The organism is Salinicola sp. RZ23 (genome assembly GCF_003206675.1).
Classification (GTDB): domain Bacteria; phylum Pseudomonadota; class Gammaproteobacteria; order Pseudomonadales; family Halomonadaceae; genus Salinicola; species Salinicola endophyticus.
Genome location: NZ_PZJK01000013.1, coordinates 91331 through 116253 on the forward strand (window position 1 = coordinate 91331; position 24923 = coordinate 116253).

The 24923-nt window shown below is 66.9% G+C and carries 22 protein-coding genes; 8 read left to right on the plus strand and 14 right to left on the minus strand.

Going from position 1 to position 24923, the window contains the following annotated elements; genetic code table 11:
* Nucleotides 1–160: 160 nt before the first annotated feature.
* Nucleotides 161–766, minus strand: coding sequence for an RNA polymerase sigma factor RpoE (rpoE, locus tag DOM67_RS12965; protein WP_035470046.1), 606 nt, complete (start codon nucleotides 764–766; stop codon nucleotides 161–163).
* A 376-nt stretch (nucleotides 767–1142) separates the two neighbouring features.
* Between rpoE and DOM67_RS12970 the strand changes: the two genes are divergently transcribed.
* Nucleotides 1143–2225, plus strand: coding sequence for a 3-deoxy-7-phosphoheptulonate synthase (locus tag DOM67_RS12970; RefSeq protein ID WP_110676498.1), 1083 nt, complete (start codon nucleotides 1143–1145; stop codon nucleotides 2223–2225).
* Between the two features lie 89 nt (nucleotides 2226–2314).
* Here the strand turns inward: DOM67_RS12970 and dinG are convergent, their stop codons facing one another.
* The gene (gene dinG / locus DOM67_RS12975; protein ID WP_110676500.1) at nucleotides 2315–4462 is read right to left on the minus strand and encodes an ATP-dependent DNA helicase DinG; all 2148 of its coding nucleotides are present in this window, start codon (nucleotides 4460–4462) and stop codon (nucleotides 2315–2317) included.
* A 77-nt stretch (nucleotides 4463–4539) separates the two neighbouring features.
* On the minus strand, nucleotides 4540–5829 hold the full coding sequence (locus DOM67_RS12980; protein WP_110676502.1) for a DEAD/DEAH box helicase: 1290 nt from the start codon (nucleotides 5827–5829) through the stop codon (nucleotides 4540–4542).
* A gap of 294 nt (nucleotides 5830–6123) precedes the next feature.
* Between DOM67_RS12980 and DOM67_RS12985 the strand changes: the two genes are divergently transcribed.
* The gene (locus DOM67_RS12985) at nucleotides 6124–6360 is read left to right on the plus strand and encodes a hypothetical protein (protein ID WP_110676503.1); all 237 of its coding nucleotides are present in this window, start codon (nucleotides 6124–6126) and stop codon (nucleotides 6358–6360) included.
* Nucleotides 6360–7178 carry an exodeoxyribonuclease III gene (gene xthA, locus DOM67_RS12990; protein ID WP_110676505.1) on the plus strand — a complete coding sequence of 273 codons (819 nt, stop codon included), beginning with the start codon at nucleotides 6360–6362 and terminating at the stop codon, nucleotides 7176–7178. The genes DOM67_RS12985 and xthA overlap by 1 nt, the downstream gene beginning before the upstream one ends.
* Nucleotides 7179–7295: 117 nt before the next feature.
* Here xthA and DOM67_RS12995 read toward each other — a convergent pair whose 3' ends face one another.
* From DOM67_RS12995 to DOM67_RS13020, 6 genes are read right to left on the minus strand one after another with little or no spacing between them, the layout of a single operon-like run.
* The gene (locus tag DOM67_RS12995; protein WP_232825251.1) at nucleotides 7296–8612 is read right to left on the minus strand and encodes a hypothetical protein; all 1317 of its coding nucleotides are present in this window, start codon (nucleotides 8610–8612) and stop codon (nucleotides 7296–7298) included.
* Nucleotides 8613–8614: 2 nt separating this feature from the next.
* Entirely contained in the window at nucleotides 8615–9370 is a 756-nt protein-coding gene (locus DOM67_RS13000; RefSeq protein WP_110676509.1) for an energy transducer TonB, read from the minus strand.
* Nucleotides 9370–9777: a biopolymer transporter ExbD gene (locus DOM67_RS13005; protein WP_110676510.1), complete on the minus strand. Its 408-nt coding sequence runs from the start codon at nucleotides 9775–9777 to the stop codon at nucleotides 9370–9372. Before DOM67_RS13005 ends, DOM67_RS13000 begins: the two co-directional genes overlap by 1 nt.
* Nucleotides 9770–10237, minus strand: coding sequence for a MotA/TolQ/ExbB proton channel family protein (locus tag DOM67_RS13010; RefSeq protein WP_110676931.1), 468 nt, complete (start codon nucleotides 10235–10237; stop codon nucleotides 9770–9772). Before DOM67_RS13010 ends, DOM67_RS13005 begins: the two co-directional genes overlap by 8 nt.
* Nucleotides 10238–10286: 49 nt before the next feature.
* Nucleotides 10287–11732 carry a MotA/TolQ/ExbB proton channel family protein gene (locus tag DOM67_RS13015; RefSeq protein ID WP_232825252.1) on the minus strand — a complete coding sequence of 482 codons (1446 nt, stop codon included), beginning with the start codon at nucleotides 11730–11732 and terminating at the stop codon, nucleotides 10287–10289.
* On the minus strand, nucleotides 11729–12652 hold the full coding sequence (locus DOM67_RS13020; protein WP_232825253.1) for a DUF3450 domain-containing protein: 924 nt from the start codon (nucleotides 12650–12652) through the stop codon (nucleotides 11729–11731). The genes DOM67_RS13015 and DOM67_RS13020 overlap by 4 nt, the downstream gene beginning before the upstream one ends.
* A 390-nt stretch (nucleotides 12653–13042) precedes the next feature.
* Between DOM67_RS13020 and DOM67_RS13025 the strand changes: the two genes are divergently transcribed.
* The 4 genes from DOM67_RS13025 (at nucleotide 13043) to DOM67_RS13040 (ending at nucleotide 17283) form a co-directional block, all read left to right on the plus strand.
* On the plus strand, nucleotides 13043–13903 hold the full coding sequence (locus DOM67_RS13025; RefSeq protein ID WP_110676512.1) for a helix-turn-helix transcriptional regulator: 861 nt from the start codon (nucleotides 13043–13045) through the stop codon (nucleotides 13901–13903).
* A gap of 385 nt (nucleotides 13904–14288) precedes the next feature.
* On the plus strand, nucleotides 14289–16367 hold the full coding sequence (locus tag DOM67_RS13030) for a TonB-dependent siderophore receptor (protein ID WP_198651807.1): 2079 nt from the start codon (nucleotides 14289–14291) through the stop codon (nucleotides 16365–16367).
* Between the two features lie 72 nt (nucleotides 16368–16439).
* A complete protein-coding gene (locus tag DOM67_RS13035; protein WP_110676517.1) occupies nucleotides 16440–16895 on the plus strand; it encodes a hypothetical protein in 456 nt (151 codons plus the stop codon).
* Nucleotides 16882–17283: a hypothetical protein gene (locus DOM67_RS13040; RefSeq protein WP_110676519.1), complete on the plus strand. Its 402-nt coding sequence runs from the start codon at nucleotides 16882–16884 to the stop codon at nucleotides 17281–17283. Before DOM67_RS13035 ends, DOM67_RS13040 begins: the two co-directional genes overlap by 14 nt.
* A gap of 131 nt (nucleotides 17284–17414) precedes the next feature.
* Here the strand turns inward: DOM67_RS13040 and DOM67_RS13045 are convergent, their stop codons facing one another.
* Both DOM67_RS13045 and DOM67_RS13050 read right to left on the minus strand, forming a co-directional pair.
* Nucleotides 17415–18341, minus strand: coding sequence for an FAD-binding protein (locus DOM67_RS13045; protein ID WP_110676520.1), 927 nt, complete (start codon nucleotides 18339–18341; stop codon nucleotides 17415–17417).
* A 14-nt stretch (nucleotides 18342–18355) separates the two neighbouring features.
* Nucleotides 18356–19105: an electron transfer flavoprotein subunit beta/FixA family protein gene (locus DOM67_RS13050; protein WP_110676522.1), complete on the minus strand. Its 750-nt coding sequence runs from the start codon at nucleotides 19103–19105 to the stop codon at nucleotides 18356–18358.
* 395 nt (nucleotides 19106–19500) lie between these two features.
* Here DOM67_RS13050 and DOM67_RS13055 point away from each other — a divergent pair, with 395 nt between their 5' ends.
* The gene (locus DOM67_RS13055) at nucleotides 19501–21156 is read left to right on the plus strand and encodes an electron transfer flavoprotein-ubiquinone oxidoreductase (protein WP_110676938.1); all 1656 of its coding nucleotides are present in this window, start codon (nucleotides 19501–19503) and stop codon (nucleotides 21154–21156) included.
* 81 nt (nucleotides 21157–21237) lie between these two features.
* On the opposite strand, the gene DOM67_RS13060 is transcribed toward DOM67_RS13055, so the two are convergent.
* From DOM67_RS13060 to DOM67_RS13070, 3 genes are all read right to left on the minus strand, one after another.
* Nucleotides 21238–22065 (minus strand): sulfurtransferase, encoded by an 828-nt coding sequence (locus tag DOM67_RS13060; RefSeq protein WP_110676524.1) that lies wholly within the window; start codon nucleotides 22063–22065, stop codon nucleotides 21238–21240.
* A gap of 66 nt (nucleotides 22066–22131) precedes the next feature.
* Nucleotides 22132–24351 carry an ATP-dependent helicase gene (locus DOM67_RS13065; RefSeq protein ID WP_110676526.1) on the minus strand — a complete coding sequence of 740 codons (2220 nt, stop codon included), beginning with the start codon at nucleotides 24349–24351 and terminating at the stop codon, nucleotides 22132–22134.
* The gene (locus DOM67_RS13070; RefSeq protein ID WP_110676528.1) at nucleotides 24348–24881 is read right to left on the minus strand and encodes a DUF1285 domain-containing protein; all 534 of its coding nucleotides are present in this window, start codon (nucleotides 24879–24881) and stop codon (nucleotides 24348–24350) included. Before DOM67_RS13070 ends, DOM67_RS13065 begins: the two co-directional genes overlap by 4 nt.
* Between the last annotated feature and the right edge of the window lie 42 nt (nucleotides 24882–24923).

The following is a 24923-nucleotide window of genomic DNA, read 5'->3' on the forward strand; positions in this document are numbered from 1 at the left end:
CTCACACTCGGCCAGTGCCTTGCCCGTGATCGCTGTCGGCAGCGTCGCCGGACAACGACATCAGTGTCTCTTTCACACACTATGACGCCACAGGCCCGCGACAGTTCATTTTCGATTCATGTTTATTTGAAGATCGAATGCGTCGCCCGCTGCCCATGCCTCAGCCATCGTTGGCGACATCGGAATTCCCCCGCTCCAGCAGCGGCTGGATATGCTTGTCGACCGCCTCCCGCGCACGAAAGATGCGCGAGCGCACGGTGCCCACCGGGCACTCCATGATGGTGGCGATATCCTCGTAGGAGAGGCCATCGAACTCGCGCAGAGTGATCGCCGTGCGCAGATCGTCGGGCAGATTGTCGATCGCGGCGAAGACCGCCGACTCGAGCTGATCGCGGGCGATCGATGCCTCGGGGGACTCGATGTCGGAGAGCCGCCCGCTCTGATCGATCACCTCGGCATCAGCGATGTCGAGATCGCTCCCCGGCGGGCGCCGCCCGCGGGAGACCAGGTAGTTCTTCGCGGTATTGATGGCGATACGGTACATCCAGGTATAGAAGGCACTTTCGGCACGGAAGCTGCCGAGAGCCCGATACGCCTTGATGAAAGCCTCCTGCGCCACGTCCTGGACCTCGGCATGGTCCTGCACGTAGCGGCCGATGAGCCCCAGAATCTTGTGTTGATACTTCTTGACCAGAAGATCGAAGGCCCGGGTATCCCCCTTCTGGGCTCGCTCGACCAACTGCTGGTCGGTCTCTCTGGCACCCATTCAGGCACTCCACCGGTTCATGGGCGCGGCGCATCGGAACAACAGCGGGTGACGATCGGGGTATGACAGTGACAATACGCTCATGATTCAACCTGGAGCCGTGGGACTCGCGATTCATTGACAGGCGTGCAACTTATAACAGAACCCCGGTTTTTAACAGAAAGCCGGAGGCGGCACGCGGTGAAAGCCTGCCAGTCTTGCCGTTTTGGCGCCCGCCATCAAGTCATCGGCCAGCGCCACGCGACCGCCTGCGGCTTGCGGAAAGTTGATTTTTGCCCGCCGCAGCCGCCATAGTACGCGCTCTACACGCAGACGCGCGCCCTTGGATGGCGCCGTCTCCCCAGCGCGAACAACCGCAGATTTCAACGGGCCCAGCATGTCGGAACAGCAGGTCAACAATCTCAACGTCCTGGCGCAGGACGTTCTGATATCTCCCGAAGTGCTCAAGCAGCACATCCCGCTCAGCGAGACCGCCGAGCGCACGGTCATCGAAGGCCGCCAGACCATCCAGCGCATCCTCGATCGCGAGGATCCGCGCCTGCTGGTGGTGATCGGTCCCTGCTCGATCCACGACCCCGAGGCCGCCCGCGACTATGCCCGGCGCCTGCGCCAGCTCGCCGACGCGGTGAGCGACAGCCTCTATATCGTGATGCGCGTCTACTTCGAGAAGCCGCGCACCACGGTGGGCTGGAAGGGCCTGATCAACGACCCTCATCTCAACGACTCCTTCGAGATCGAAGAGGGGCTGCACATCGCCCGCCGCCTGCTGGTGGACCTGGCCGAGATCGGCCTGCCGCTGGCGACAGAGGCGCTCGACCCGATCTCGCCGCAGTATCTGCAGGACTGCATCAGCTGGTCGGCGATCGGCGCCCGCACCACCGAATCCCAGACCCACCGCGAGATGGCCTCGGGGCTCTCCGGCCCGGTCGGCTTCAAGAACGGCACCGATGGCAGCCTGGACGTGGCGGTCAACGCACTGCAGTCGGTAGCCAGCCCGCACAACTTCCTGGGCATCGATCAAGCCGGCCAGGTCGCAGTCATCCGTACCCGCGGCAACGCCTACGGCCATGTGGTACTGCGCGGCGGCAACGGCAAGCCCAACTATGACAGCGTCAGCGTCACCCTGGCGGAGCAGGAGCTGGCCAAGGCCGGCCTCAAGGCGAATCTGATGGTCGACTGCTCCCACGCCAACTCCAACAAGGACCCGGCGCTGCAGCCGCTGGTGATGGAGAACGTGACCCACCAGATCCTCGAAGGCAATCGCTCGATCATCGGCCTGATGATCGAATCCAACATCGGCTGGGGCGCACAGAAGATTCCCGCTGACCGCAGCCAGCTCGAGTATGGCGTGTCGATCACCGATGCCTGCATCGACTGGGCCACCACCGAGCGCAGCCTGACCCAGATGGCCGAACAGCTCGCGCCAGCGCTCAAGGCACGTCTCGACACCCAAGAGTGAACCCGCCAGGCCCTGACACGCCGNNTCGGCGTGTCAGGGCATCGGAAAGGTGAGTACTCGTGCCGATGTCGGCGACAGCACAGGCCGGGTCAGGCTGGCGTCTCTTTGACCACGCCTTCGATCTCACGCCGGAACGGCGGCAGCGCGTCCAGCAGCGCCTTGCCGTAGCGCCGGGTCAACACCCGGCGGTCGAGCAGCGAGATACGCCCGCTGTCGTTCTCCTTGCGAATCAATCGACCGCAGGCCTGGACCAGCTTGATCGAGGCGTCCGGCACCGAAATGCGCATGAAGGGGTTCCCCCCCTGGCTCTCGATCCACTCCGCCAGCGTCGCCCCCACCGGATCGTCCGGCACCGAGAACGGCAGCCGGGTGATCACCACATGGGTGAGATAGCGCCCCGGCAGGTCGATCCCCTCGGCGAAGCTCGCCAACCCGAAGATCAGACTGCCCTGCCCCGCGCCCACCGCCTTGCGATGACGCTCGAGCAGCTCGCGCTTGGGCAGCCGGTCCTGGGACAGCAGACGCGACGCCCAGGGCTCGGCGAGCGCCTCGGCGACGCTCTTGAGCTGCTTGCGCGACGAAAACAGCACCAGGATCGCCTCATCGTCCTCGCGCCCTTCGATGAACTGCACGATGGCGCGGTCGTGGGCCACCGGGTCGCCGGGCTCCACCGCCTCCCGCGGCACGCTGAGGGTGGCGCGGGAGTAGTCGAACGGACTGGGCAGACGCTGATAGCGATAGCGATTGGCCAGGCCGGCACGCTCCTGTAGCCGCTCGAACCGGTTGAGCGCGGTCAGTGTGGCCGAGGTCACCACCGCCCCGTAGCAGGCCCCCCACAGGTGGCGCGCCAGGGTCTCGGCGGCAGAGACCGGGCTGGCCGAGAAGGTCAGCTCGGGCTCGCTGCCGAAACGCTCGAAGGTGAGCCAGCGCGCCTGGGGCTTCTGATCCGGCGGGTCCTCGCTGGCCAGCGCCTGCCACAGCGCGTGGGCGTCCAGGGCGCGACCGTGGAGCAGCGCGCTCAGCGGCAGCCAGGGTTCGGCCTGCTCCCGTGACAGCCCGGTGGACTTGTCCGGGTCGAGGCTCTCGCGCAGGATCTCGGTCATCGTCTCCAGGTCGCGGGCCAGTGCCGCAAACGGAATCACCAGCTGCTGCGCCAGCGCCACCAGCGGTGCCGGCGCGCGGCCGTTGGCGAAGCGATGGTGCCGGGTCTCGTCCCCCGCTCCCTGCTCGAGCCCGGCGATCTGATGCCCCATGGCGTAGGCCTCGCCGAGACTCGGCTCGAGCGCCGCGATCCGTTCGGGAAAGGCCGCCAGCAGGCGCGCCAGGGTCGGCTGGGCGGCGAGCGCGGTATTCAGCTCGGTGAGCGACTTCTTCAGCGTGCGCAGCCAGCGCAGGGTGCCATTGACCGCAAAGCGGTGGTGGAAGTGATCCAGCGCCTTGTCAGGAAGGTGATGCCCCTCGTCGAAGATGTAGATGCACTCCTTCGGCGGCGGCAGCACCATACCGCCGCCGAGGGCGAGATCCGCCAGCACCAGATCGTGGTTGGCGACCACGATATCGGCCTGCTCCAGATGCCGCCGCGAGCGGAAGTATGCGCAGGCCCCGAAGTGACCGCAGCGGCGGTTGGTGCACTGGCGATGGTCGACGGTCAGGCGGCGCCAGTCACGGTCGTCGATCGCGACCGGCCAGCTGTCGCGATCGCCCTCCCACTTGCCCGAGGCGTAGGTATCGGCCATCTCCTGGACCAGCTGCGGAAAGTCCCCGCCGGCATCGGTGGCGATGGTCTGCTCGAACAGCGACAGCGTGGGATTGGGCTCGCTGCCCTCCAGCGCCTGATCGAGCTTGGCCACGCACAGATAGCGCCCGCGCCCCTTGGCCAGGGCGTAGTCGAAATCGAGCCCGCTATGCTCGCGCAGCCGCGGCAGATCCTGATTGAGCACCTGCTCCTGCAGCGCCACCGTGGCGGTCGCCACCACCAGCCGCTTGCCGCGGGCCTTGGCCACCGGCAGCGCCGCCAGCAGATAGGCCAGCGTCTTGCCGGTGCCGGTACCCGCCTCGAGCACGCAGACGTGCTCCTGGGAGGTGCGCCGACCCTGGTCGTCGTGCTCGATCCCGGCCAGGGTGCGCGCGATCTCCGCGATCATCAGCCGCTGGCCGTAACGGGGCGTGAGCTCCAGGCCCTCGAGCGTGCGTCGATAGGCGTCCTGAATCTCCTGCTTGAGCGTCTCGTCGAGCATGCGGGTTCCGGGCAGGCCGGCCTGTGTGGGGAAGGCAGGGTGACCGCTCACAGGGGTGAGCGGTCAATCGGGGTGGCTTAGACGAGCATCGACTCCGGCGGCTGCTCGCAGGGCAGCTTGTCCTTGATATAGGCCTCGATCTCGGGCAGAGAGAACGCGTCCTCCTCGCCGACGAAGCTGATCGAGACCCCCTTGGCGCCGGCGCGACCGGTACGGCCGATACGGTGCACGTAGTCCTCCGGATCCTCGGGCAGGGTGTAGTTGACCACGTGGCTGACATCTTCGATATGGATGCCACGCCCGGCGACGTCGGTCGCCACCAGCACCTGGATCTCGCCGTCACGGAACTTCTCCAGCGTGCTGATGCGCTGGTTCTGCGGCACGTCACCGGAGAGCATCGCCACGTTGATGCCCGCTTCGCGCAGCGTTCCATCGAGTTCACGTACCAGATCGCGGCGGTTGCCGAACACGATCACGCGCTCCATCGACTCCTGCTTGAGCAGGTTGATCAGCAGTCTGCGCTTGTCGCTGTCGCTGACCAGATAGACGCGCTGGTCGATATTGGCGGCATTCTCGGTGGTCACCTCGATCTCGACGTGGGCCGGCTTGTGGGTCCACTGCTCGGAAAGACTGAGGATATCCGGGGTGAAGGTCGCCGAGAACAGGAAGGTCTGGCGCTCTTCACGCTTGGGCGTATAGCGGATGATGCGCTTGACGTCGGGGATGAAACCCATCGACAGCATGCGGTCCGCCTCGTCGAGCACCAGCACCTCGACCTGGGAGAGATCGATGTCGCGCTTCTGCTGGAAGTCCAGCAGCCGGCCCGGGGTGGCGACCAGGATGTCCAGGTTCTTGACCAGCTGCTCGCGCTGCTTCTGGTAATCCATGCCGCCGACCACGCTCGCCACGTTGAGCGAGGTGAAGCGCGCCAGCGCCTTGGCATCTTTTTCGATCTGCAGCGCCAGCTCGCGGGTGGGCGCGACGATCAGGGCCCGCGGCGTCCCCGCGCGCTGACCATCCGGCGCCTCCTCCTCGAGGAAGTAGGCGAGCATCGAGATCAGGAAGGCGGCCGTCTTGCCGGTACCGGTCTGCGCCTTGCCGACCACGTCGCCGCCGAGCAGCGTGTACATCAGCGCTTCGGCCTGGATCGGGGTGCAGTACTCGAACCCCTCGGCGTGGATGGCACGCATCAGCGCCAGCGGCAGATCGAAATCGTGGAACCGCCAGCGGCCGGCCACGGGCGCGACTTGGAACTGATCCAGCGACCAGCCGGTGGCGTTACGCGACTGCGATTTACGAGGCTTGCGTCGACGCCGCTTGGGTCTGCGGTTCTGTGCCGGTGCCTGGGTGTTGTCCGACTCACTCATAATTATGACGAATGTCCGAATTCGATTGACGATGAAGCCCGCGCGGATATGGAGAGCCGCCGAAGCAGTGCTGGCGCTCGATCCGACACCGCCACTCGGCACCGCCGCTGGCGGCACACCGAGGCCCGGCGTCGGCGCGGGCAAGCTCCTAGTGTACCAGCCTGGGTGCGTGACGTCGCCAGCCGGGCGGCGAGCCCGGCCTGTCAGTCGCCTTGGCGCCTGTTAGAATGGAGCCATGAGACGACAATGCCCCCGGCACTCAGGCCGTGGGCGCCGCTAGCAAAGGCCGCGTGAATGACTCGCAGAAAGAAGACCCGCTCCCTGGCCGACAAGGTCAGCATCCGCACTGGCAAGCGCAAGGATTACCGCCGCTGGCGCCATGACAACCCCGACGAGGTCACCTCGTCGCGCCGCTACGTGGCCAAGAAGGATCAGCAGCGCAAGGCGCAGGCCGAGCGCAAGCTGAAGCGCCAGAGCGTGGCGCCGCTGCCGCTGCACACATCCGATGCCAGCCAGGAGGATACCGACTGATGCGCCTGGTCTCGTTCAACATCAATGGCATCCGTGCCCGCCTGCACCAGCTCGAAGCGCTGGTGGAGACCCATGCCCCGGACGTGATCGGGCTGCAGGAGACCAAGGTCCAGGATAGCGAATTCCCGCGCGAGGCGGTCGAGGCCCTCGGCTATCACGTCCACATCCACGGCCAGAAGGGGCACTACGGCGTCGCGTTGATGACCAAGGCGCGCCCGGAACAGGTCCACTACGGCCTGCCCGACGACCCCGAGGATGCCCAGCGGCGGCTGATCGGTGCCACGCTGGCAATGCCGGACGGCCGCCCGCTGACGGTGTGGAACGGCTACTTTCCCCAGGGCGAGAACGTCACCCACCCGACCAAGTTCCCGCACAAGCGCGCCTTCTATGCCGGGCTCAGCACACTACTCGATACGCGCCACGACCCCGCCGAGCGCCTTGCCATCATGGGCGACTTCAATATTTCACCGCAGGATATCGACATCGGTATCGGCGAGGAGAACCGCAAGCGCTGGCTGCGCGAGGGCAAGACCAGCTTTCAGCCGGAAGAGCGCGAATGGCTAGAACGGCTCAAGGGGTGGGGGCTGAAAGATAGCTACCGCCTGTGCCATCCCGACAGCAGCGAGCTGTTCAGCTGGTTCGACTACCGCTCCAAGGGGTTCGATCGCGAGCCCAAGCGCGGTCTGCGTATCGACTACATCCTGGTCACCGAGCCGCTGGCCGAGGCCACCCGCGCCGCCGGTATCGACTACGTACTGCGCGGCATGGAGAAGCCCTCGGACCACGCTCCGGTGTGGAGCGACTTCGATCTCGACTGAGTGGATGCCAACCTGATTGGCAACGACAGAATCGACGACGCCCCGGCTTGCGGGGCGTCGTCGAGGGTCAGCGGCCACCGGCAACCGATTCAGCCAGCCGGGGCAGACCGCCGCTCTTCAGCCCAGTGACTTCAGCCACTGCTGGGCCTGGGCCTCCCCCGCCGCCGCCGCACGCTCGAGCGCCCGGCGTGCCAGTTGCGGCCGCTCCAGCTGGGCCGCGGCGACGCCCATCAGCAGCCAGTCGCGCCCCTGGGCAGCCTGCGCCGACGAGACACCACTGCCCCTCTTCTGGGCCACGGCGCTCTGGGCCACTTCGCTCTGGGAAACTTCGTCGGCGGGCACGATCTGACCCAGCGCGTCGAGCACCACCTGCCACTCGCCCCAGCCGTAGGCGGTCTCGGCCAACTGGCGCCAGTCCGCCGTACTGCCAGTTCGGGTGGCCAGCGCGCGCCACGCCGCCAGCGCCTTGGCGTGTTCGCGTGCGGCGGTCCACGCCTGCGCCTCCAGGCGCAGGTTCCGGGTCGAGCGCGGCAGCTGGCCAGCATCCAGCCAGCGCGCCAGATACTCCCCCGCGCGGGCCGGCGTCCCCCCTGCGATATGCAGCTCGGCCAGCTGCACCAGATCCTGCGGCTGAGTCAGCACGCCACGGCGCCAGCCGCTCTCCCAGATCGCCGCCGCCCGCCCGGGGTCGCCGGCACGCTGGGCAAGGCCCGCAGCGCGCCGCCACACCTCCGGCGAGTCAGCGGCGTCGCCGAGCAGCGCCAAGGCGTCGTCGAAGCGTCCGCTCTGCTGATAGACCGTGCTGGCAAGCTGGCGCTGAGCGTCGTTCCAGGCGGCGCTACCCGATGCGCGCAGGCGATCGAGCGAGTTGGCCGCCGCCTGCCACTCGCCCAGGGCGGCACGCGTGCGCACCAGCAACCAGCGCGACTCGGCGTCGCCACCGCTGGCCTCGACCCAGCGCGTGAGCAGATCGGCGCCGCGCTCGCGCTGGCCGGCCGCAAGGCGCAGCTGCGCCTCCTGGCGCAGCCAGGCCAGCCGCCGCGCCGCCGGGACCTCAGCGATGCCGCGGGCCGTGGCCAGGCGTGCCGCCGCGGCCGCACTCTCGCCCTGGCGCGCCAGGGCGCTGGCTTCCAGTTGCAGAAACAGAGCCCGGGCCCAGCGATCGGCGGCATTGCCGCCCTCGAGACGCGCCGCAGCGGCCTCGGCACGTGACGTCACCGCGGCGTTGTCGCCCGCCGCCAGCTGCTGCTGCAGCGTCTTGAGCGACGCAATCATGCTGGCGCGCAGGGCCGGCCCCTCCGCCAGCGCCGGCGTGGCCACCAGCAGCGCCAGCAGCAAGGTAGCGCCAAGACGGCGCGAGCCGGCTCGGCGCTTGCCGGCAGTGAAAGCTCGGGTAGTACTGTGCAACGTGGTGGCAATCTCTGGCGCGTCCATGGTCACCCTTGCAGTTTGAACTCGATACGCTGGGTGGCGCGGCGCACGTCGTCCGCCGGCGGGAAGCGCCAGCGTGCTACCGCCTCCTCCACCGCGCGGTCGAACACATTGGCCGGCTCGGCGTCGATCACCCGCAGGCTGCCACCGTCCACGCGGCCATCGGGCTGGATGACGAAGCTGACCTCGACATAGCCCTCCATGCCGCGCCGCCGCGCCCGCGCCGGATAGGTCGGATTGACCCGACTGGTCGGCTGCAGCTGCCCGACGTCCCGCGGTGAGGCCTGGGTGCCCTTGCTCGACGCTGGCTGCGAAGACGGCGCCTGGGCCGTACTGGGCGCCGGCGACGGGCTCGGCTCGGGCCGCGGCTGAGGCTGAGGTTGCAGTGCTGGCTTGGATTGAGGCTTTGGCTGGGGCGTCGGCCGCGCCTCGCTCAGCTCGGGTAGCGAGGCGTCCAGGGTCGGCGCCGGGGTCTGCGTCTGCGCCACCTGAGGCTCGGGTACCGCGATCGGACTGGGCGTCGGCGCCGGAGCCGGTGCAGCCGCCGGTGGCGGCGGTGGTGCGGCCGGCGGTGGCGGTGGCGGCGCGGCACTCGACGTCGGCGCCGTCTGCGCCTGCTGCGGCGCCTCGACCATGGCGATCGGCGCCGCGCTGACGATCTCCTGGTTGTCCGGTGCCGGCGGCGCCACCAGCAGTGCCAGCAAATAGAACAGCACCAGCGCCAGCGCAGCACCGGCAACCACGCCTACCACCCTACGCATCAGCCGGCATCCCGGTTGGCCGCCACGGCGACGTTGTCGACCCCGGCCTGGCGAATCCGATCCATCACCTCGAGCAGCAGTCCGGTGGTCGAGCGGCGATCGGCCTGAACCACCACGCTACCGTTGCCGGAGACCAGCGCGGCGACCTTGGCGCCGACCCGATGCGCATCGACCGCCTCACCGTCGACCCAGACCGCGCCATCCTGGGTGATCGCCACCAGCACCTGGGTATCGGGGCGTGCGGTCGCCTCGCTCGACTGCGGCCGCTCGATCTCCACCCCGCTCTCCTTGATGAAGCTGGTGGTCACGATAAAGAAGATCAGCATGATGAAGACGACATCCAGCATCGGGGTCAGATCGATCCCGGTGGTATCGTCGCTCGCTTCCCGCAGGCGCCGTCTACGCATGGGCATCCTCCACCGCGCGGGCCATGCGATCGTGCAGTCGCTGATCCTCGCGCCGAATGATCTGTTCCAGTCGGGACACGAACAGCAGCCCGACCACGGCCACGGCCATGCCCACCAGGGTGGGCAGCGTAGCGCGGGCAACGCCGTCGGCCATCGCCCGCGCCTGACCACTATCGCTGAGCGAAAGACTGTCGAACACCTGGATCATCCCGGTCACGGTGCCCAGCAGTCCCAGCAGCGGACACACCGCCACCAGCAGCTTGAGCCACGGCAACGGCTGGCGCAGGCGCGCCAGCAGTTCACGGGTCCACACCTCACGCAGGGTGAGCGCGCTCCAACTGACGTGGTCGCGACGCTGGATCCAGGCATCGATCAGCGCCCGGCGGGCACGGCGGTGGGTGACGCGCCAGTAGATCAGACGCTCCAGCGCCAGCGCGAACAGCGCCATGGCAACCAGCATGATCACCACCAGGACTCCGCCGCCGGCGCCGATCAGCCAGCGGATCGGTTCAAGCGTGAACGCCACGATGGCTCTCCTGATCCTGGCCCGCGGCCTCCAGATGCTCGGCCAGGACCGCACTGGCGCGCCCCTCGAGCAGCCCGACCAACCGCCGACTGCGGCTGCTCAGCGCGGTATTGACGAACAGCAGCGGCACCGCGGTGATCAGACCCAGCACGGTGGTCACCAGCGCCTGGCTGATCCCCCCGGCCATCAACTGCGGGTCGCCGGTGCCGAACACGGTGATCGACTGGAAGGTGATGATCATCCCGGTGACCGTCCCCAGCAGCCCCAGCAGCGGTGCCACCGCAGCGATCAGCTTGACGATCGGCTGGCCCCGCTCCAGGCGCGGCTGCTCCGCCAGCAGCGCCTCATCGAGGCGCGCCTCCAGGGCCTCCGGAGCCTGGCTCGGGCCCAGCGCACCGAAGCGCCCCAGCACCCGCCCCAGGGGGTTGTCGTCACGCAGCCGCTCGGGGTCGCGCAACTGACGCCGCATGCGCGCACTCACCTGGAGCAGGTAAACGTACTGCGCCAGCGCCACCAGCAGGCCGATGGCCCCAAGACCCACGATCACGTAGCCGACGTAGCCCCCCTGCTGGAACCGCTGCCACAGGCTGGGCTGCTGCGCGATCGCCTGCAATACCTCACCGTCGGTGGGATCGAAGAAGAAGCGCTCGCCCTGCCCGGCCTGAAAGTCGCGCAGCGCCGATCGGACATATCCGGGGGTATGCGGGAAGACATCGAGCGGCAGCTTGGCATCGGTATCACGCGCCAGCAGATCGCCCTGGCTGAAGGCCACGCTGTCACCCAGACGCACCACCGGACGCACCTGGACATCGCCGTCGGCCGCCGCCACCGGTGCCTGGAAGCTCACGCCGCGGGCACTCTCCGCGATCAGCGCAGCGAGATCGCCACGCAGCCGGTCGAGGGTATCGATATCGATCAACCCACGATCGTCCAGCCGCGGCGGCAGCTGCGCCGCGCCACCCAGCGTCAGCCAGCTGTCGCTGAGGGCATCACGCAGCTCGCCGGCCTGCTGCTTGATCACCTGCGACACCGCTTCGATATCGGCTGCATCGCCGCCACGCTGCTGATTCAACGCGGCCAGCGTCTGGCGCTGCTCGCGCTGGCGCTGTTCCAGTTTTTCGCGCTTTGCCTGGGCCGCCGACAGCCGTTTTTCGGCGTCCGCTACCGCGGCTTCGAGCTTCTGGCGGTCATCCACCAGCGCGGCCAGGCGCGCATCGTCACGCGCCTCGGCCTCGCGACTGTCGGCCTGGAAGCGCGCCAGCACCTGCTGCAGCGTATTCGGCGCCTCCGCCTTGTCCTGGCTCTTGGGAGCCTCCTGGGTCTGGGCGGGTGTCGACTCCTGGGCCTGAGCCTGGGGCGCCATCAACACCGCCAGAACCAGCGCGGCCAGCACCGCCCGTCCCCGTGCCATGAGCATATCCATGGTCATGACGCCGACTCCTGTTCCTGTTCTGGCGCCGGGACATCCGCCTGGGGCGCATCTGCCCGGGGAGTGCCCGCTGCCGTCTTGTCATCGGCCGTCGCCGGCGACTGCCCGGGCACCACACTGATAGAGGCCGGCAACGCCAGCAGCGCCGGCGCAGCCTGGTCACGGGCAATACGAATCCCCCGGCGGACCTCGTCGATCTGGCCCCGATCGAGGGGCTCCCAGCGCTGGCTCGCAACCTTCCATACGCCACCGGCGTGGCCATCGGGAGTGACGTAATAGAAACCGGTGCGCCCCACCCGCAGGTAGTCGACCTGGCGCGCATAGTCGCTGCCGGCCTTCGCATCCGGCGCGCGCTCGCCCGTCAGCGGGCCGCTCCACTGGTCCATCTGGCGACCGTAGTCGAGCTCGGTGCGCCACACCGAAAAGATCTTCTGCAGCTTCCCGGCCTGTGAGGTTTCATCGCTGGCGAGCATCTGCTCGAGGGTATCGACTCGCGCCAGGCGCTCCTGACGCAGAAACGGCATGTCGGCCTCGATCATCCCGCGCAGCTGCTCGACCATCTCGCGCATCTCGCCAGGCAGCGCTTCCCGTGTGGTCGAGATCTGCGCCAGCGCCTGTTGCTGCGCCTTGATGCGCCGGGCCTGATCCGCGACCACCGGCGCCAGCTCGGCGTTGTAGCTCTCCAGGCGATCCGCCTGAAGCGTGGCGCGACGCAGCCGCTCGAGGGCCTCGCGGGTGGCGTCGTCGGCACTGTCGATACGCCGCTGCAGCGCGGCCTGGGTCTGCTGTGCCTCGATGCTGGCCTGACTGAGCGAGTCCTGAGCCTGGGCCTGAGCGGCCAAGCCGGCGAGACTCGCGGCGACGAAGCAGAGCGCCGTGACACGGCGGTGGCTTCGTTTCCGCGGGGAATGAAACACCACGCTATCTCCTTGCGAATGGGCCTGAAGCCGTGGGAATGGACCTGAAGCCATGACGGCCACCGCCAGATCCCCTGGGGCGGGACAAAGGCAGCGAAAAGTGAGACGACAACCTAGTACAAACAAGAACAATTATCAATCAGAATCCAGACCACGCCGCCCGCCCGTCGCACACCGGCTCCACCAGTCCATGGGACCTGCGTACGCCAGACTTGGGGAGCGGCATAAAGAGCGCCTCTGCCGCTCAGGAGACGCCTGGCTCAGCGCTCAAGGAGGGCCGAGATGATCAATCCTCCCCCTGACTGCGTCATGGCTGGACGTCATTGCACAAGTTGCTCATGATATTTTTCAGTCAGGCCAGCGCCTCCTCTGCCATCCAGGTCTCTACCCATCATGTCGAACATGACCATCACCGACCTCAGCGTAGCGTGGGATGTCGACAGCCTATCGCGGGCCGTTGTGGCCCTGAGTGCCAAGTCGGTGTCAGCGGACTGGGAAAATGCGCGGCATCAGCACCGCAAGGCACAGCTCATTTACTCGGCGCGCGGCATCCTCAACTGCGAAGTCGAAGACGGCGTCTGGATCGTGCCGCCGCAGTGCGCCATCTGGATACCCGGAGACCTGCCCCATTCGGCACGCGGGGCAGGTGAAACGGAGTGCTACTGCCTGTTCGTCGAGCCTGACGCGACCCCGGACCTGCCGACGACCTGCTGCACGATTTCGGTATCGCCACTACTGCGCGAGCTGCTACTCAGGGCGGCCGGTTTTCCCGCGCTTTACCCACCGGGGGGGCGGGAAGAGCGGCTGATTGCCGCCCTGCTCGATGAGCTGGCGGCGGCACCGGTGGAAGACCTGCATCTGCCCATGCCGCGCGACCCTCGATTGCGCCGCCTCACGGGAATGCTGCTGGCCGACCCCACGGACAAAACCGCCAAGGCCGATTGGGCAACGCGAATTGGCATGAGCGAACGCAGCATGAGCCGTCTTCTGCTGCACGACATTGGCATGAGTTTCGGGCGCTGGCGTCGGCAGCTGCATGTCATTCTCGCGCTTCAACGTTTGACCCGGGGGGAAAGCGTGCAACGTGTGGCGATGGAGCTGGGATATGAAAACGCCAGCGGCTTCGTCACCATGTTCCGCAAGGCGGTGGGCAAGCCGCCGGCACGCTACCTCTCGGATCGCCTGAGCGGCGCGGCAAGGGCCTCCACGCCCGGCATCGTGCTCCCTGACGCCACGCCCCCCGATACGGAATGACGAAAATCAGCCAGACTATTTTTCATGACGGCCATTCTGTTAACGCTCATTACATTTGGCCTGACTGAATAACAATCTGGCCGGGTTTCGCCATGACTACTCTCTGACTCCATTGTTAAATACGGCATCCAAATGCAAATGAGACTTATTGATGCCTTCGTTCACACCTGCTGCCCCCTCCCGCTGGCCAACCGATAGGCACCCAGAGCCCGCCGCTCATCCTCATCTGGCTGGGCCGTACAAGAGCGCCACCTGGCGCATGCCCCGTACCGTGCTGGGCTCGGCGGTGGCTGCCGCAGCCCTCATCAGCGCGCAGGGCGCCCTCGCTGCCGAATCAGGGCAGCCCCCACCCAAGTCGGGAAAAACGTCTCGAGCGGAGATGAGCTTGCCGGACATCACCATCCAGGGCCGCAGGGATATGGCGACCACCGAGGGCACTGGCGCCTACACCACCGGCGAGACAGCGGCGGCGACGCACCTGCCGCTCTCCCTGCGGCAAACGCCCCAGGCGGTGACGGTGATCACGCGCCAGCGCATGGATGATCAGCAGTTGAATTCAGTGCAGGAGGTGCTGGAGAACACCACGGGCATCGAGTCTTACCAGTCCGACAGCGAACGCTCGAGTTTCTATTCCCGTGGCTTCCTGATCAACAACGTGCAGTACGACGGTATCCCCACCGAGGTCGGTGGTATCGTCAACGGCAGCGGCATCGGCTCTATCGATACCGCGTTCTATGATCGTGTCGAGGTCGTGCGGGGCGGCTCCGGCCTACTGACCGGCACCGGCAACCCCTCCGCCGCCATCAACCTGGTGCGCAAACGACCGACCCGTGACTTCTCGGCATCTGCCTCGCTCGGGGCGGGCAGCTGGGATACCCATCGCGGCATGGCCGACATCTCGACGCCGTTGACCGAGGACGGCCGTGTTCGCGCCCGCGTGGTGGGGACATATCAGGACGGGCACGCCTACCTCGACGGTTACAAGCCGAAGAGGCAAGGCTTCTACGGCATCATCGAGGCAGACCTGAACGAAGAGACGACGCTGAGTCTGGGTTATGCCTACCAGGACATCACGCCGAAAGGCTCCACCTGGGGCGGTCTACCGCTATGGTTCAGCGACGGTACGCAGGCAGCGTACTCTCGCGGCAAGAACTACGCGCAGGAGTGGAGCCACTGGGACAACACCCACAAGACGGCGTTTGCCGAGATCGAGCATCGCTTCGACAACGGTTGGAACCTCCGTGCCATCGCCAACCAGTACCGTACAGAACAGGATGCCGAACTGCTCGGCCTGATCGGCCGCCCCGATCGCACCACGGGACTGGGCACCTTTCCCAACGGCGCCTATCCGGCTGCGCTGGCATCCGAAGGACACAGCCGTCAAAACACCTTAGACGTCATGGCAAACGGCCCCTTCGACCTGTTGGGCCGCCAGCACGAACTGGTGATCGGAGCGACGAGTTCCCGCCGCACGTCCAGCGGTAAGGACATTGCGCCCTTCTATGCCGGCACCGCGCCGGTCAATGTCTATACCCTGAGCCCCGCCTTCCCCCGCCCTGACTTCGATGCCATGGCTGCGATACCGAAACACACCCGCATCAAGCAGAGCGGTGTCTATAGCGCTGCCCGGTTTTCGCTGGCCGATCCCCTGACACTCATCATCGGCGGTCGATTCAGCCACTACGACATCGACGACAGCGTCAACGGTACGTCGTTGCACTACGAAAAAAACGCTGAATTCACCCCCTATGCCGGCCTGGTCTACGACATCGACGAGACCTATTCGACCTACCTGAGCTACACGCGCCTATTCAATCCGCAAACCGACTATCGGGACAGCAACGGCAACGTACTCACGCCGTCCAAGGGGAAAACCACAGAAATCGGCCTCAAAGGTGCTTACCTCGAGGGGCGCCTGAATGCGTCGATGGCCCTGTTCGAGACCAAGCTGGATAACGCGGCACAGCAGGTCGCCGGTACCTACACGCCAGGCGGCAGCCAGGCCTATACCGGCGCCGATGGGACGAAATCCCGCGGGATCGAGCTGGATCTCCAGGGCGAACTGACGCCTGGCTGGAACCTATACGCGGGTATTGCCCACTTCACCGCACAGGATGGCAATGGCGAGCGTTTGAATTCGCAGCTCCCGCGGACCACGGCCCAGCTTTTCACCACCTACCAGCTGCCCGGCGCGTGGCACCCGTTGACGCTCGGCGGCGGCGTCAAGTGGCAAAGCCGCTTCTACCAGGCGGCCAATACCGGCACCAGCTCATTGGGCGGGGAACAGGGCTCCTACGCACTGGTATCACTGATGGGGCGTTACGCCATCACCCAGCACACCGACGTGGCCGTCAACGTCAATAACGTATTCGACAAGAAGTACGCGCTACAGAAAGGCGATTTCGACACCGTGGGATATGGCGCGCCACGCAATGTGATGGTGACGCTGGACTACCGCTACTGATCTACCGACTGGCGAACGTTTCAGCCGCGGCTATCCGCGGATAGCCAACCATCGATTATCGAGAGAGACCTCATGTCCCTTCACTCCCCTTTGAGCCGGCCACAAGCGCTGGCCACGAACAACCCGAACAAGATGGCCCTGTTCTGGCTGACCACTGCCGTAGGTGCCGTGCTCTTTGTCACCTTTCAGCTGTTCTTCTACGTCAACGACTGGGTAGGAGTAGAGGGAGCGAATCCGGCGATCACCTTCGAGCCAGACGTCCTGTGGGTGTTTTGCGCGTTCTATGGGTCTTGGATCGTCACGGTGCTGCTCGCGCTGATCGGAACCCGCAGGGCGCAGTGGGCGGCGCTGATCCTCGGCACCGCGATGGTCGTACTGAATACCTTCGGCGGGATCGCCGACGGATTGCGCGACGGTTGGTACATCGCCTTCTCAGCCGTTTTCTTCATTACCTTGCCAGGCGTGTTCGCCATTGCGAATACCTGGCGCGGCCTCAAAAGCCAAGGAGCCAGCCATGTCGATGGATAGTTCTGACTTCCCCCTGGTCTGGATGCGTTTTACGCAGGAGCCCGGACATGATCACCAGGAGGACTTCGCCGAATTCGAGGCCAATCTGCAGCGCGGCAAACCCTTCATACTATTGAGCGATAGCGCACCGACGGAAGAGCACGAACACTCCCCGGAAGAGAAGAAACGCACTGCGCTCTGGATGAAACAGCACAAGGCCGAATTACGCAGGCTGGTACTGGCCATGATTCTGATCGAACCCAGCTCGGCAAAACGCCTTGGCTTCAAGCCCTTTGCCGCCGTTTTTCCCAAGTTCTGGGGCTACCCGCTACTGCTCGCGGCTTCACGTGAACAAGCCATGGAGATGGCAAGAGAACTGCTGCCGGAGGATGCCAAGTCATCCCACTGATGGTCTTCCCTGGCGTCCGACCTCGCATGCCACTCGGCAGCGGCGCACTTCGGCCATCTACGCTGACCACATCACGCGCATGAAAAAGCCGGCGCCCTGGGGCGCCGGCTCGGATCGAGACGAGGCGCGGGTTACAGCTTCTGCTCCAGCGCCGGCAGGATCTCGAACAGATCGCCGACCAGACCATAGTCGGCGACCTGGAAGATCGGCGCATCTTCGTCCTTGTTGATCGCCACGATCACCTTGGAGTCCTTCATCCCGGCCAGGTGCTGGATCGCACCGCTGATACCCACCGCGATGTAGAGCTCCGGCGCGACGATCTTGCCGGTCTGCCCCACCTGCATGTCGTTGGGCACGAAACCGGCGTCGACCGCCGCCCGGGAGGCACCGATGGCAGCGCCCAACTTGTCGGCGATCCCTTCGAGCAGCTTGAAGTTGTCGCCGCTGCCCATGCCGCGGCCGCCGGAGATGACGATCTTGGCGCTGCCCAGCTCAGGGCGATCGCTCTGGGCCAGCTCTTCACCGATGAACCGGCTGCTGGCATTGCTCACGTCGGCGGCGACGGGTTCGATGGCGGCACTGCCACCGTCCGCCACGGCGTCGAACGCGGTGGTACGAACCGTGATCACCTTGAGCGGATCGCTCGACTGCACCGTAGCAATGGCGTTGCCGGCGTAGATCGGCCGCTTGAAGGTGTCGTCGCTGACGACCTCGAGGATGTCGGAGATCTGGGCCACGTCGCGCAGCGCCGCCAGACGCGGCAGCACGTTCTTGCCGGTGGTAGTGGAGGCCGCCAGCACATGGGTGTAGTCATCCGCCAGTGCCACCAGCAGCGCCGCCAGCGGCTCTGCCAGCTGATGCGCATAGACCGCGTCGTCGGCCACCCGCACCCGGCGCACACCGTCGAGGCCGGCAGCGGCCTGGGCCACGGCGTCGACCCCTTCGCCGGCCACCAGCACGTCGATGTCGCCACCGATCGCCCGTGCCGCGGCGACCACATGCGCCGTGCCCGCCGCCAGTTCGCCATCATGCTGTTCGGCGAGAATCAGAATGCTCATGCCTGCCGCTCCCTTCAAAGCACTTTCGCTTCGGTCTTGAGTTTCTCCACCAGCTCATCCACCGAGCCGACCTTCACACCACCCTTGCGCTCGGCCGGGGTCTCGACCCCGAGCAGCTTGAGCCCACTCTCGACGCTGACGCCCAGCGCTTCCGGCGTCTTGCTCTCGAGCGGTTTCTTCTTGGCCTTCATGATGTCGGGCAGCTTGGCGTAGCGCGGCTCGTTGAGACGCAGATCGGTGGTGACCACTGCCGGCAGCGTCAGCGCCACCGTCTGCAGGCCGCCGTCGATCTCGCGGGTGACGTGGAGTTCGCCGTTGTCGAGAGTGACCGCAGAGGCGAAGGTGGCCTGGGGCATGCCGGAGAGTGCCGCCAGCATCTGGCCGGTCTGGTTGTTGTCGGTGTCGATCGCCTGCTTGCCCAGGATCACCAGATCCGGCTGCTCCTCGTCGACCACCGCCTTGAGCAGCTTGGACACGGCCAGCGACTCGACCCGCGCCTCGGTCTCGACGTGAATGGCGCGATCGGCACCCAGCGCCAACGCCGTGCGCAGCTGCTCCTGCGCGGCCTTGGGACCGACGGTGACCGCGACGATCTCGCTCGCCACGCCCTGCTCCTTGAGTCTCACCGCCTCTTCGACGGCGATCTCGCAGAACGGGTTCATGGCCATCTTGACGTTGGTCAGATCGACATCGGAGTGATCCGGTTTGACGCGGATCTTGACGTTGTAGTCGATGACGCGTTTGACCGCGACGAGTACTTTCATGGATGTCCTCGCAGGCTGAAGAAAAGATCGGCAAGAGGGCGGAAGCGCGCACTGACAGGGCTACAGACAAAACCTCACCATCACGCGAACGCGCGATACTTCCGCCGAACCGATTGACGCGCAACAGACTCGCGTCAAACGTGGCCGGGGTCAATCCGCCAGTGGTCCCATCCCGCGGCGGCGGGGCCGGATCAGGGACAACGACGGCGGAAAAGTGCGATGATAGCCCATTATCGAGCGCGGCCCGAAGCCGCGCCTTGGCATAAGCAAAGCGCGCGACGTCATAACATCGAGGCGCGCGGGCAGCACCCCTATAACAGGTCGCGGCCGGGGCAAAGGCCGGGCCGACAATACCGTAGCGCTAGCAAGGAGGAACCGGTTTGGAACGCGAATCCATGGATTTCGATGTCGTCATCGTCGGTGCGGGTCCGAGCGGACTGGCGGCGGCGTGCCGACTGATGCAGCAGGCCCAGGCGGCGGAGCGCGAACTTTCCGTGTGCGTGGTCGAGAAAGGCTCCGAGGTCGGCGCCCACATCCTTTCCGGTGCCGTGCTCGAGCCGCGCGCCCTGGCCGAGCTCTTCCCCGACTGGGCCGAACGCGGCGCACCGCTGAAGACCGCGGTCACGCGTGACGATCTCTATCTGCTCAAGGATGCGGAAAAGGCGCAGAAGCTGCCCGGCGCGCTGGTGCCCAAGAGCCTGCACAACGTGGGTCATGATACCCAGAACTACATCATCAGCGCCGGCAACCTGTGCCGCTGGCTGGGTGAGCAGGCGGAGGCCCTGGGGGTGGAGATCTTCCCCGGTTTCGCCGCCCAGGAGGCGCTGGTCGACGACGATGGAATCGTGCGCGGCATCATCACCGGTGACATGGGCGTGGCCGCCGACGGCAGCGAGACCGCCAACTACATGCCGGGCATGGAACTGCGCGCCAAGTACACGCTGTTCTGCGAAGGCGCCCGCGGGCATATCGGCAAGCGCCTGATCGAGCGCTTCGATCTCGCCGCCGGCCGCGACCCGCAGCACTATGCCATCGGCTTCAAGGAGCTGTGGGACGTGCCCGCCGAGCAGCACGAACCGGGCCTGGTGGTGCACGGCTCCGGGTGGCCACTCACCGACAAGGCGGCCGGCGGCGACGGCCACGGCGGCTGGTTCCTCTACCATGGCGACGACAATCAGGTAATGGTGGGACTGATCGTCGACCTGAGCTATCGCAACCCCTATCTGTCGCCGTTCGACGAGTTCCAGCGTCTCAAGCACCACCCGCAGCTCAAGCGCTACCTGGAGGGCGGCAAGCGGGTCGCCTACGGCGCGCGGGCGATCGCCAAGGGCGGTGCCAACTGCCTGCCCAAGATGACCATGCCCGGGGCACTGCTGCTCGGCTGTGACGCCGGCACGCTCAACTTCGCCAAGATCAAGGGCATCCACACGGCGATGAAGTCCGGTCTGGTCGCCGCCGAGAGCGTGTTCGAGGCCCTCGCCGAGGATGATGCCGGGGGCCGCGAACTCACCGCCTTCACCCAGGCGTGGGAGTCGAGCTGGGCGTGGCAGGAGCTGCAGGCCAGCCGCAGTTTCGGCCCGGCGGTCCATCGCTACGGTACCCTCGGTGGCGGTGCCTACTACTTCGTCGATCAACTGCTCGGGGGCGGCAAGCTGCCCACGCTGCACGACACCACGCCGGACTACCGCCTCACCCCCGCCACCGAGGCAACTCGCATCGACTACCCCAAGCCGGATGGCAAGCTCTCCTTCGACAAGCCCTCCTCGGTGTTCCTCTCCAACACCAATCACGACGAGGATCAGCCCTGCCATCTGCGCCTGACGGATCCCAGCATTCCCATCGACAAGAATCTGCCCGAATACGCCGAGCCGGCACAGCGCTACTGCCCGGTCGGCGTCTACGAGGTGGTCGAGGAGAGCGACGGCCCGCGGTTCCAGATCAACTTCCAGAACTGCATCCACTGCAAGACCTGCGATATCAAGGACCCGGCACAGAACATCACCTGGGTGGCACCGGAGGGCGGCGGCGGCCCCAACTACCCCAATATGTGATGCGGGCCGGGCCAGGCCCGCAGCGGGAGTCGCCAGGCTCGATCGGAAACGCCGACCAGCGCACTGCGTTGCCGGCCCTGCCTAGGCGGGGCCGGTGGCCACGGGACGTCCGGCATCCTCGATCCACTCGCTCCAGGAGCCGACATAGAGCCGCGGCAGCGCCAGGCCGGCCACCGCATAGGCGAGGATGTTGTGGCACGCGGTCACCCCGGAGCCGCAGTAGGCGGTCAGCCGCTCTCCCTGGGGCAGGGTCGCGGCCAGCGCTGCCGGTGACTGGAAGCAGCCATCGGCGGCAAGATTGTCGGCGCAGGGGTGACACAGGGCGCCGGGGATATGACCGGCCACCGGGTCGAGGGGCTCCTCCTCGCCGCGGAAGCGCGAGGCAGCCCGGGCGTCGATCAACTGACCTCCCTCAGCCGCCAGCCGTTCCAGCCCGATCCAGGCCGTGTCGTGGTAGTCGGGCTGCCAGGCCGTGGCACCGGCCGCCGCCTCACGCGATACCTCGTTCGGCGCCAGGGGTACCGTCTCCCCCGCCGCCGCCTGCCACGCCTGAATGCCACCATCGAGCACGCGCACATCCGGGTGCCCCGCCCAGCACGCCAGCATCCACCAGCCCCGCGCCGCTGCCAGCCGGCCACCCTGATCGTCGAACACCACCACGGCTCGCCCAGGCGTCACGCCGAGACGCAAAAGCGTCGCCGTGAAGTCCGCCTGTGACGGCAAAGGATGGCGGCCGCCGGCGCCGGATGCTGCCGACATGTCGCGTTCGAGATCGAAGCGGCGGCTACCTGGCAGGGTCACGGCAGCCTTGGCGCTGTCCTGACGAAAGGCACGGCAATCGAGCAGCAGTGGCGGCTGGGAGGTCTGCAGCTGGGCTTCGAGTGCTTCGGGGGTGATCAGTACCGACATGGCGCAACGCCTCAGGCATGGGAGTCACCCCATGCTGCGCCGTACCGCACTCGCTGTCGAGTCGACTCAGGCGATCCGCGCCAAGGGGGCCCGCGAGGCGATCAGCCGGCGCCGCCCGGCACCCTCGAAGCGCACCTCGATCACCGGATCGGCGGGGTCACCCTCGACCATGACCACCTCGCCGGCGCCGAAGTTGGCGTGGTGGAGCCGCTCGCCGACCTGCCAGCCCGCTGCCGGCGCGACAGTGGCCATCTCGCGCACAGGCGTCAGCGTCAGCTGGCAGCCGACACGCTCGAGATAGCGCGCAACCAGCGCTGGCTCGCTGACGCTGACACTCGCCTCACTCTGGCTGGCCAGCGCCTGACCGACGCGCTCGCACTCCGCCACTGCGCTCTCGGCGAGAAACCGGCTGGGGCGATGTTCGCCGCCATCGTGCAGCAGCAGCAGCCGCTCACGGGCCCGGGTCATCGCGACATAGTAGAGCCGACGCTCCTCCTCCAAGCGTTGGGGCGAGAGCGGATTGTCACGGCTGAAATGGGGGAAATCCTCTTCGTTGAGGCCCCAGAGCATGACCAGCGGCCACTCCAGCCCCTTGGCCCCATGCACGGTACTGATCAGCACGCCATCGGGGCGGTTCTCCACCGGATTGCGCAGCAGCTCGATGAAGGCATCGGGGTCGTTGGCCAGCTCGCCGGCCTGTTCGATCAGCACGTCGAGCAGGCGCACGTCGTCGTCCGCCTTTTCCCGCCGCGAGGCCGAGCGCCGCAGCACCTTCTCGGCGTCGATCGCCTCGATCACATGGGCCAGCAGCTTCGCCGGCGGCCAGTTGCCCAGCCGCGGCAGCTCGCACAGCAGCTGCCATCGGCGTTTGAGGTGGCGCCGCTGGCCGGGCTTGAGCCCTGCCAGTAGCGGATCCTCCCGCCGCGGCCACTGCTGGGTCGCGGCGAGCGCCTCGCATAGCCGCCGCACGCGCTCCTGGGCGACGAAGGTCGTGGGCTGCGAGAACAGCAGCCCCAGATGCCCCGGATCCTGGAGGCGGTGTGGCTCCCGCGCCAGCTGCAGATAGCCGGCCAGCGCCTGGACCAGCGGCAGGCGGAAGACGAAGCGCGACTCCTGAGCCAGCCGGAACGGAATGCCCGCGCGCAGCAGCTGCAGCTGTACCGAGACCGACAGCGACCAGCTGCGCACCAGCACGCAGGCCTCGTCGTGGCGACGGCCGGCCGCCTGCCAGCGGCCCAGTTCGTCGAGCAGCGCCGCAGCACCCACGCCGCTGCCGAGCCGTGTCTGCGGATTGCCCAGCGCGGCCAGACACAGCTGATCGCTGCCCTGGGCGTTGCCGCGGATCGCATGGTTGGCCGCCAGCGCCAGGGCATGGCCGTGGCGGAAGGTGTAGGAGAGCGGATAGTCGCTGGCGGCCCCGAACAGACCATCGAAGCGCGCCAGCATGGCGTCGGCGCGGGCCCCACGCCACTCGTAGATGCACTGGTTGGCGTCGCCCACCGCCATCACCTGCGCCTGCTCCCCGGCCAGCAGCTTCAACAGTCGCAGCTGCGACTCGTTGATGTCCTGGTACTCGTCGACGATGACGTGATTGAGATAGCCCTGAACCCGCCGCCGCGCCTCGGGCTCGGCTTCGAGACAGCGCAGCGGACGGTAGAGCAGATCGGCATAGGTGATGCTGCCGGCCGCCTCGAGCAGCGACTCGGCGATGGCGAAGGCCTCGATGAAGTGACGTTCGCCCGGGGTGTAGTCGAGGCGCTCGAACAGCGCCGCGGGGTCGGCCATTTCGGCCTTGACCAGATCGCAGAACTGGGCGAAGGCCTCTACCCGCTCGGCCTCCAGCGCCCCCTCCTGGGTTTCGGCGTCGGCCTGGGCGAGGCTCTGGGCCACCGCCTGGCGCAGCAGCCGCTCGTGCTGCCAGTCGGCCTGCAATAGCTGCCGCGGCGGCAGAAAGCCCCAGCGGGTCAGACTCTGGGTCAGGCGATGACCAATCGAGTGAAAGGTTCTCACCTCGGGCAGCGCCACCCCCGCCGGCGCCTGCCGCGCCAGTTTGTCACGGAAGTCGTCGCGCGCCGCGCGGTTGAACATCAGCACCAGCAGGCGCCGTGGTGACTCACCGCTGGCGAGCAGATGAAGTACCCGCTGCACCAGGGTGGTGGTCTTGCCGGCGCCGGCCACCGCCGCCACCCGGGCGTGGCCGCTGACGTGGCCGACCACCGCCCGCTGTTCGGCGGTCAGCGCCGCGCCACGGTTGAGCGCGACGTCGGCGTGCGTGGCCTCGCTCATTCCTCACCCTCCGCCAGCCGGCCCAGGGGCTGCCACACCCCGTCGCTGTCGAGCCCCAGCTCGGCTCCGCGCCATTCGGCGCTCTCGATCAGCCGGTAGTAGAGATTGCGATGCAACCGCGCCTCGAGGCCGTGGCGCACCGGCAGCGCCGGCCGCCACTCGCCCTGGGGGTCGGGCGCCAGCTGCAGGCGATGTGCCTCCCCTAGACGCAGCCGCTCACCCCACTGCAGAGCGATAGACCAGCCATCGGCATCCGCGTCGGCATCGATCGCCAGCAGCGGGCGATCCTCGACCCGAATACGCAGCTTCTCGGCCGGGGTCACCAGGTAGTAGTCGCCGTCGCTCTCGCGCCGCAGCACGCTGCTCAGCAGGCGTGCCAGCTCAGGGCGGCGAATCGGCGCCCCCTCGTGAATCCACTCGCCACCGGCGGTGATCAGCAGATCCATCTCACCGCAGAACGCCGGGTCCCACTGGTCGAGGGGCGGCACGCCGCGGGCGTCGAGCTGATGGAATAGCGTATCCAGGCGCATGGGGCGGCTCCTGATGAGAGTGACGGTGGATAGGCTTTGTAC

Coding starts and splice junctions, on each gene's coding strand:
- rpoE (WP_035470046.1), bottom strand. CDS start 766: ATGGGTGCCAGAGAGACCGACCAGCAGTTGGTCGAGCGAGCCCAGAAG.
- DOM67_RS12970 (WP_110676498.1), top strand. CDS start 1,143: ATGTCGGAACAGCAGGTCAACAATCTCAACGTCCTGGCGCAGGACGTT.
- dinG (WP_110676500.1), bottom strand. CDS start 4,462: ATGCTCGACGAGACGCTCAAGCAGGAGATTCAGGACGCCTATCGACGC.
- DOM67_RS12980 (WP_110676502.1), bottom strand. CDS start 5,829: ATGAGTGAGTCGGACAACACCCAGGCACCGGCACAGAACCGCAGACCC.
- DOM67_RS12985 (WP_110676503.1), top strand. CDS start 6,124: ATGACTCGCAGAAAGAAGACCCGCTCCCTGGCCGACAAGGTCAGCATC.
- xthA (WP_110676505.1), top strand. CDS start 6,360: ATGCGCCTGGTCTCGTTCAACATCAATGGCATCCGTGCCCGCCTGCAC.
- DOM67_RS12995 (WP_232825251.1), bottom strand. CDS start 8,612: ATGGACGCGCCAGAGATTGCCACCACGTTGCACAGTACTACCCGAGCT.
- DOM67_RS13000 (WP_110676509.1), bottom strand. CDS start 9,370: ATGCGTAGGGTGGTAGGCGTGGTTGCCGGTGCTGCGCTGGCGCTGGTG.
- DOM67_RS13005 (WP_110676510.1), bottom strand. CDS start 9,777: ATGCGTAGACGGCGCCTGCGGGAAGCGAGCGACGATACCACCGGGATC.
- DOM67_RS13010 (WP_110676931.1), bottom strand. CDS start 10,237: ATGCTGGTTGCCATGGCGCTGTTCGCGCTGGCGCTGGAGCGTCTGATC.
- DOM67_RS13015 (WP_232825252.1), bottom strand. CDS start 11,732: ATGACCATGGATATGCTCATGGCACGGGGACGGGCGGTGCTGGCCGCG.
- DOM67_RS13025 (WP_110676512.1), top strand. CDS start 13,043: ATGTCGAACATGACCATCACCGACCTCAGCGTAGCGTGGGATGTCGAC.
- DOM67_RS13035 (WP_110676517.1), top strand. CDS start 16,440: ATGTCCCTTCACTCCCCTTTGAGCCGGCCACAAGCGCTGGCCACGAAC.
- DOM67_RS13040 (WP_110676519.1), top strand. CDS start 16,882: ATGTCGATGGATAGTTCTGACTTCCCCCTGGTCTGGATGCGTTTTACG.
- DOM67_RS13045 (WP_110676520.1), bottom strand. CDS start 18,341: ATGAGCATTCTGATTCTCGCCGAACAGCATGATGGCGAACTGGCGGCG.
- DOM67_RS13050 (WP_110676522.1), bottom strand. CDS start 19,105: ATGAAAGTACTCGTCGCGGTCAAACGCGTCATCGACTACAACGTCAAG.
- DOM67_RS13055 (WP_110676938.1), top strand. CDS start 19,501: ATGGATTTCGATGTCGTCATCGTCGGTGCGGGTCCGAGCGGACTGGCG.
- DOM67_RS13060 (WP_110676524.1), bottom strand. CDS start 22,065: ATGTCGGTACTGATCACCCCCGAAGCACTCGAAGCCCAGCTGCAGACC.
- DOM67_RS13065 (WP_110676526.1), bottom strand. CDS start 24,351: ATGAGCGAGGCCACGCACGCCGACGTCGCGCTCAACCGTGGCGCGGCG.
- DOM67_RS13070 (WP_110676528.1), bottom strand. CDS start 24,881: ATGCGCCTGGATACGCTATTCCATCAGCTCGACGCCCGCGGCGTGCCG.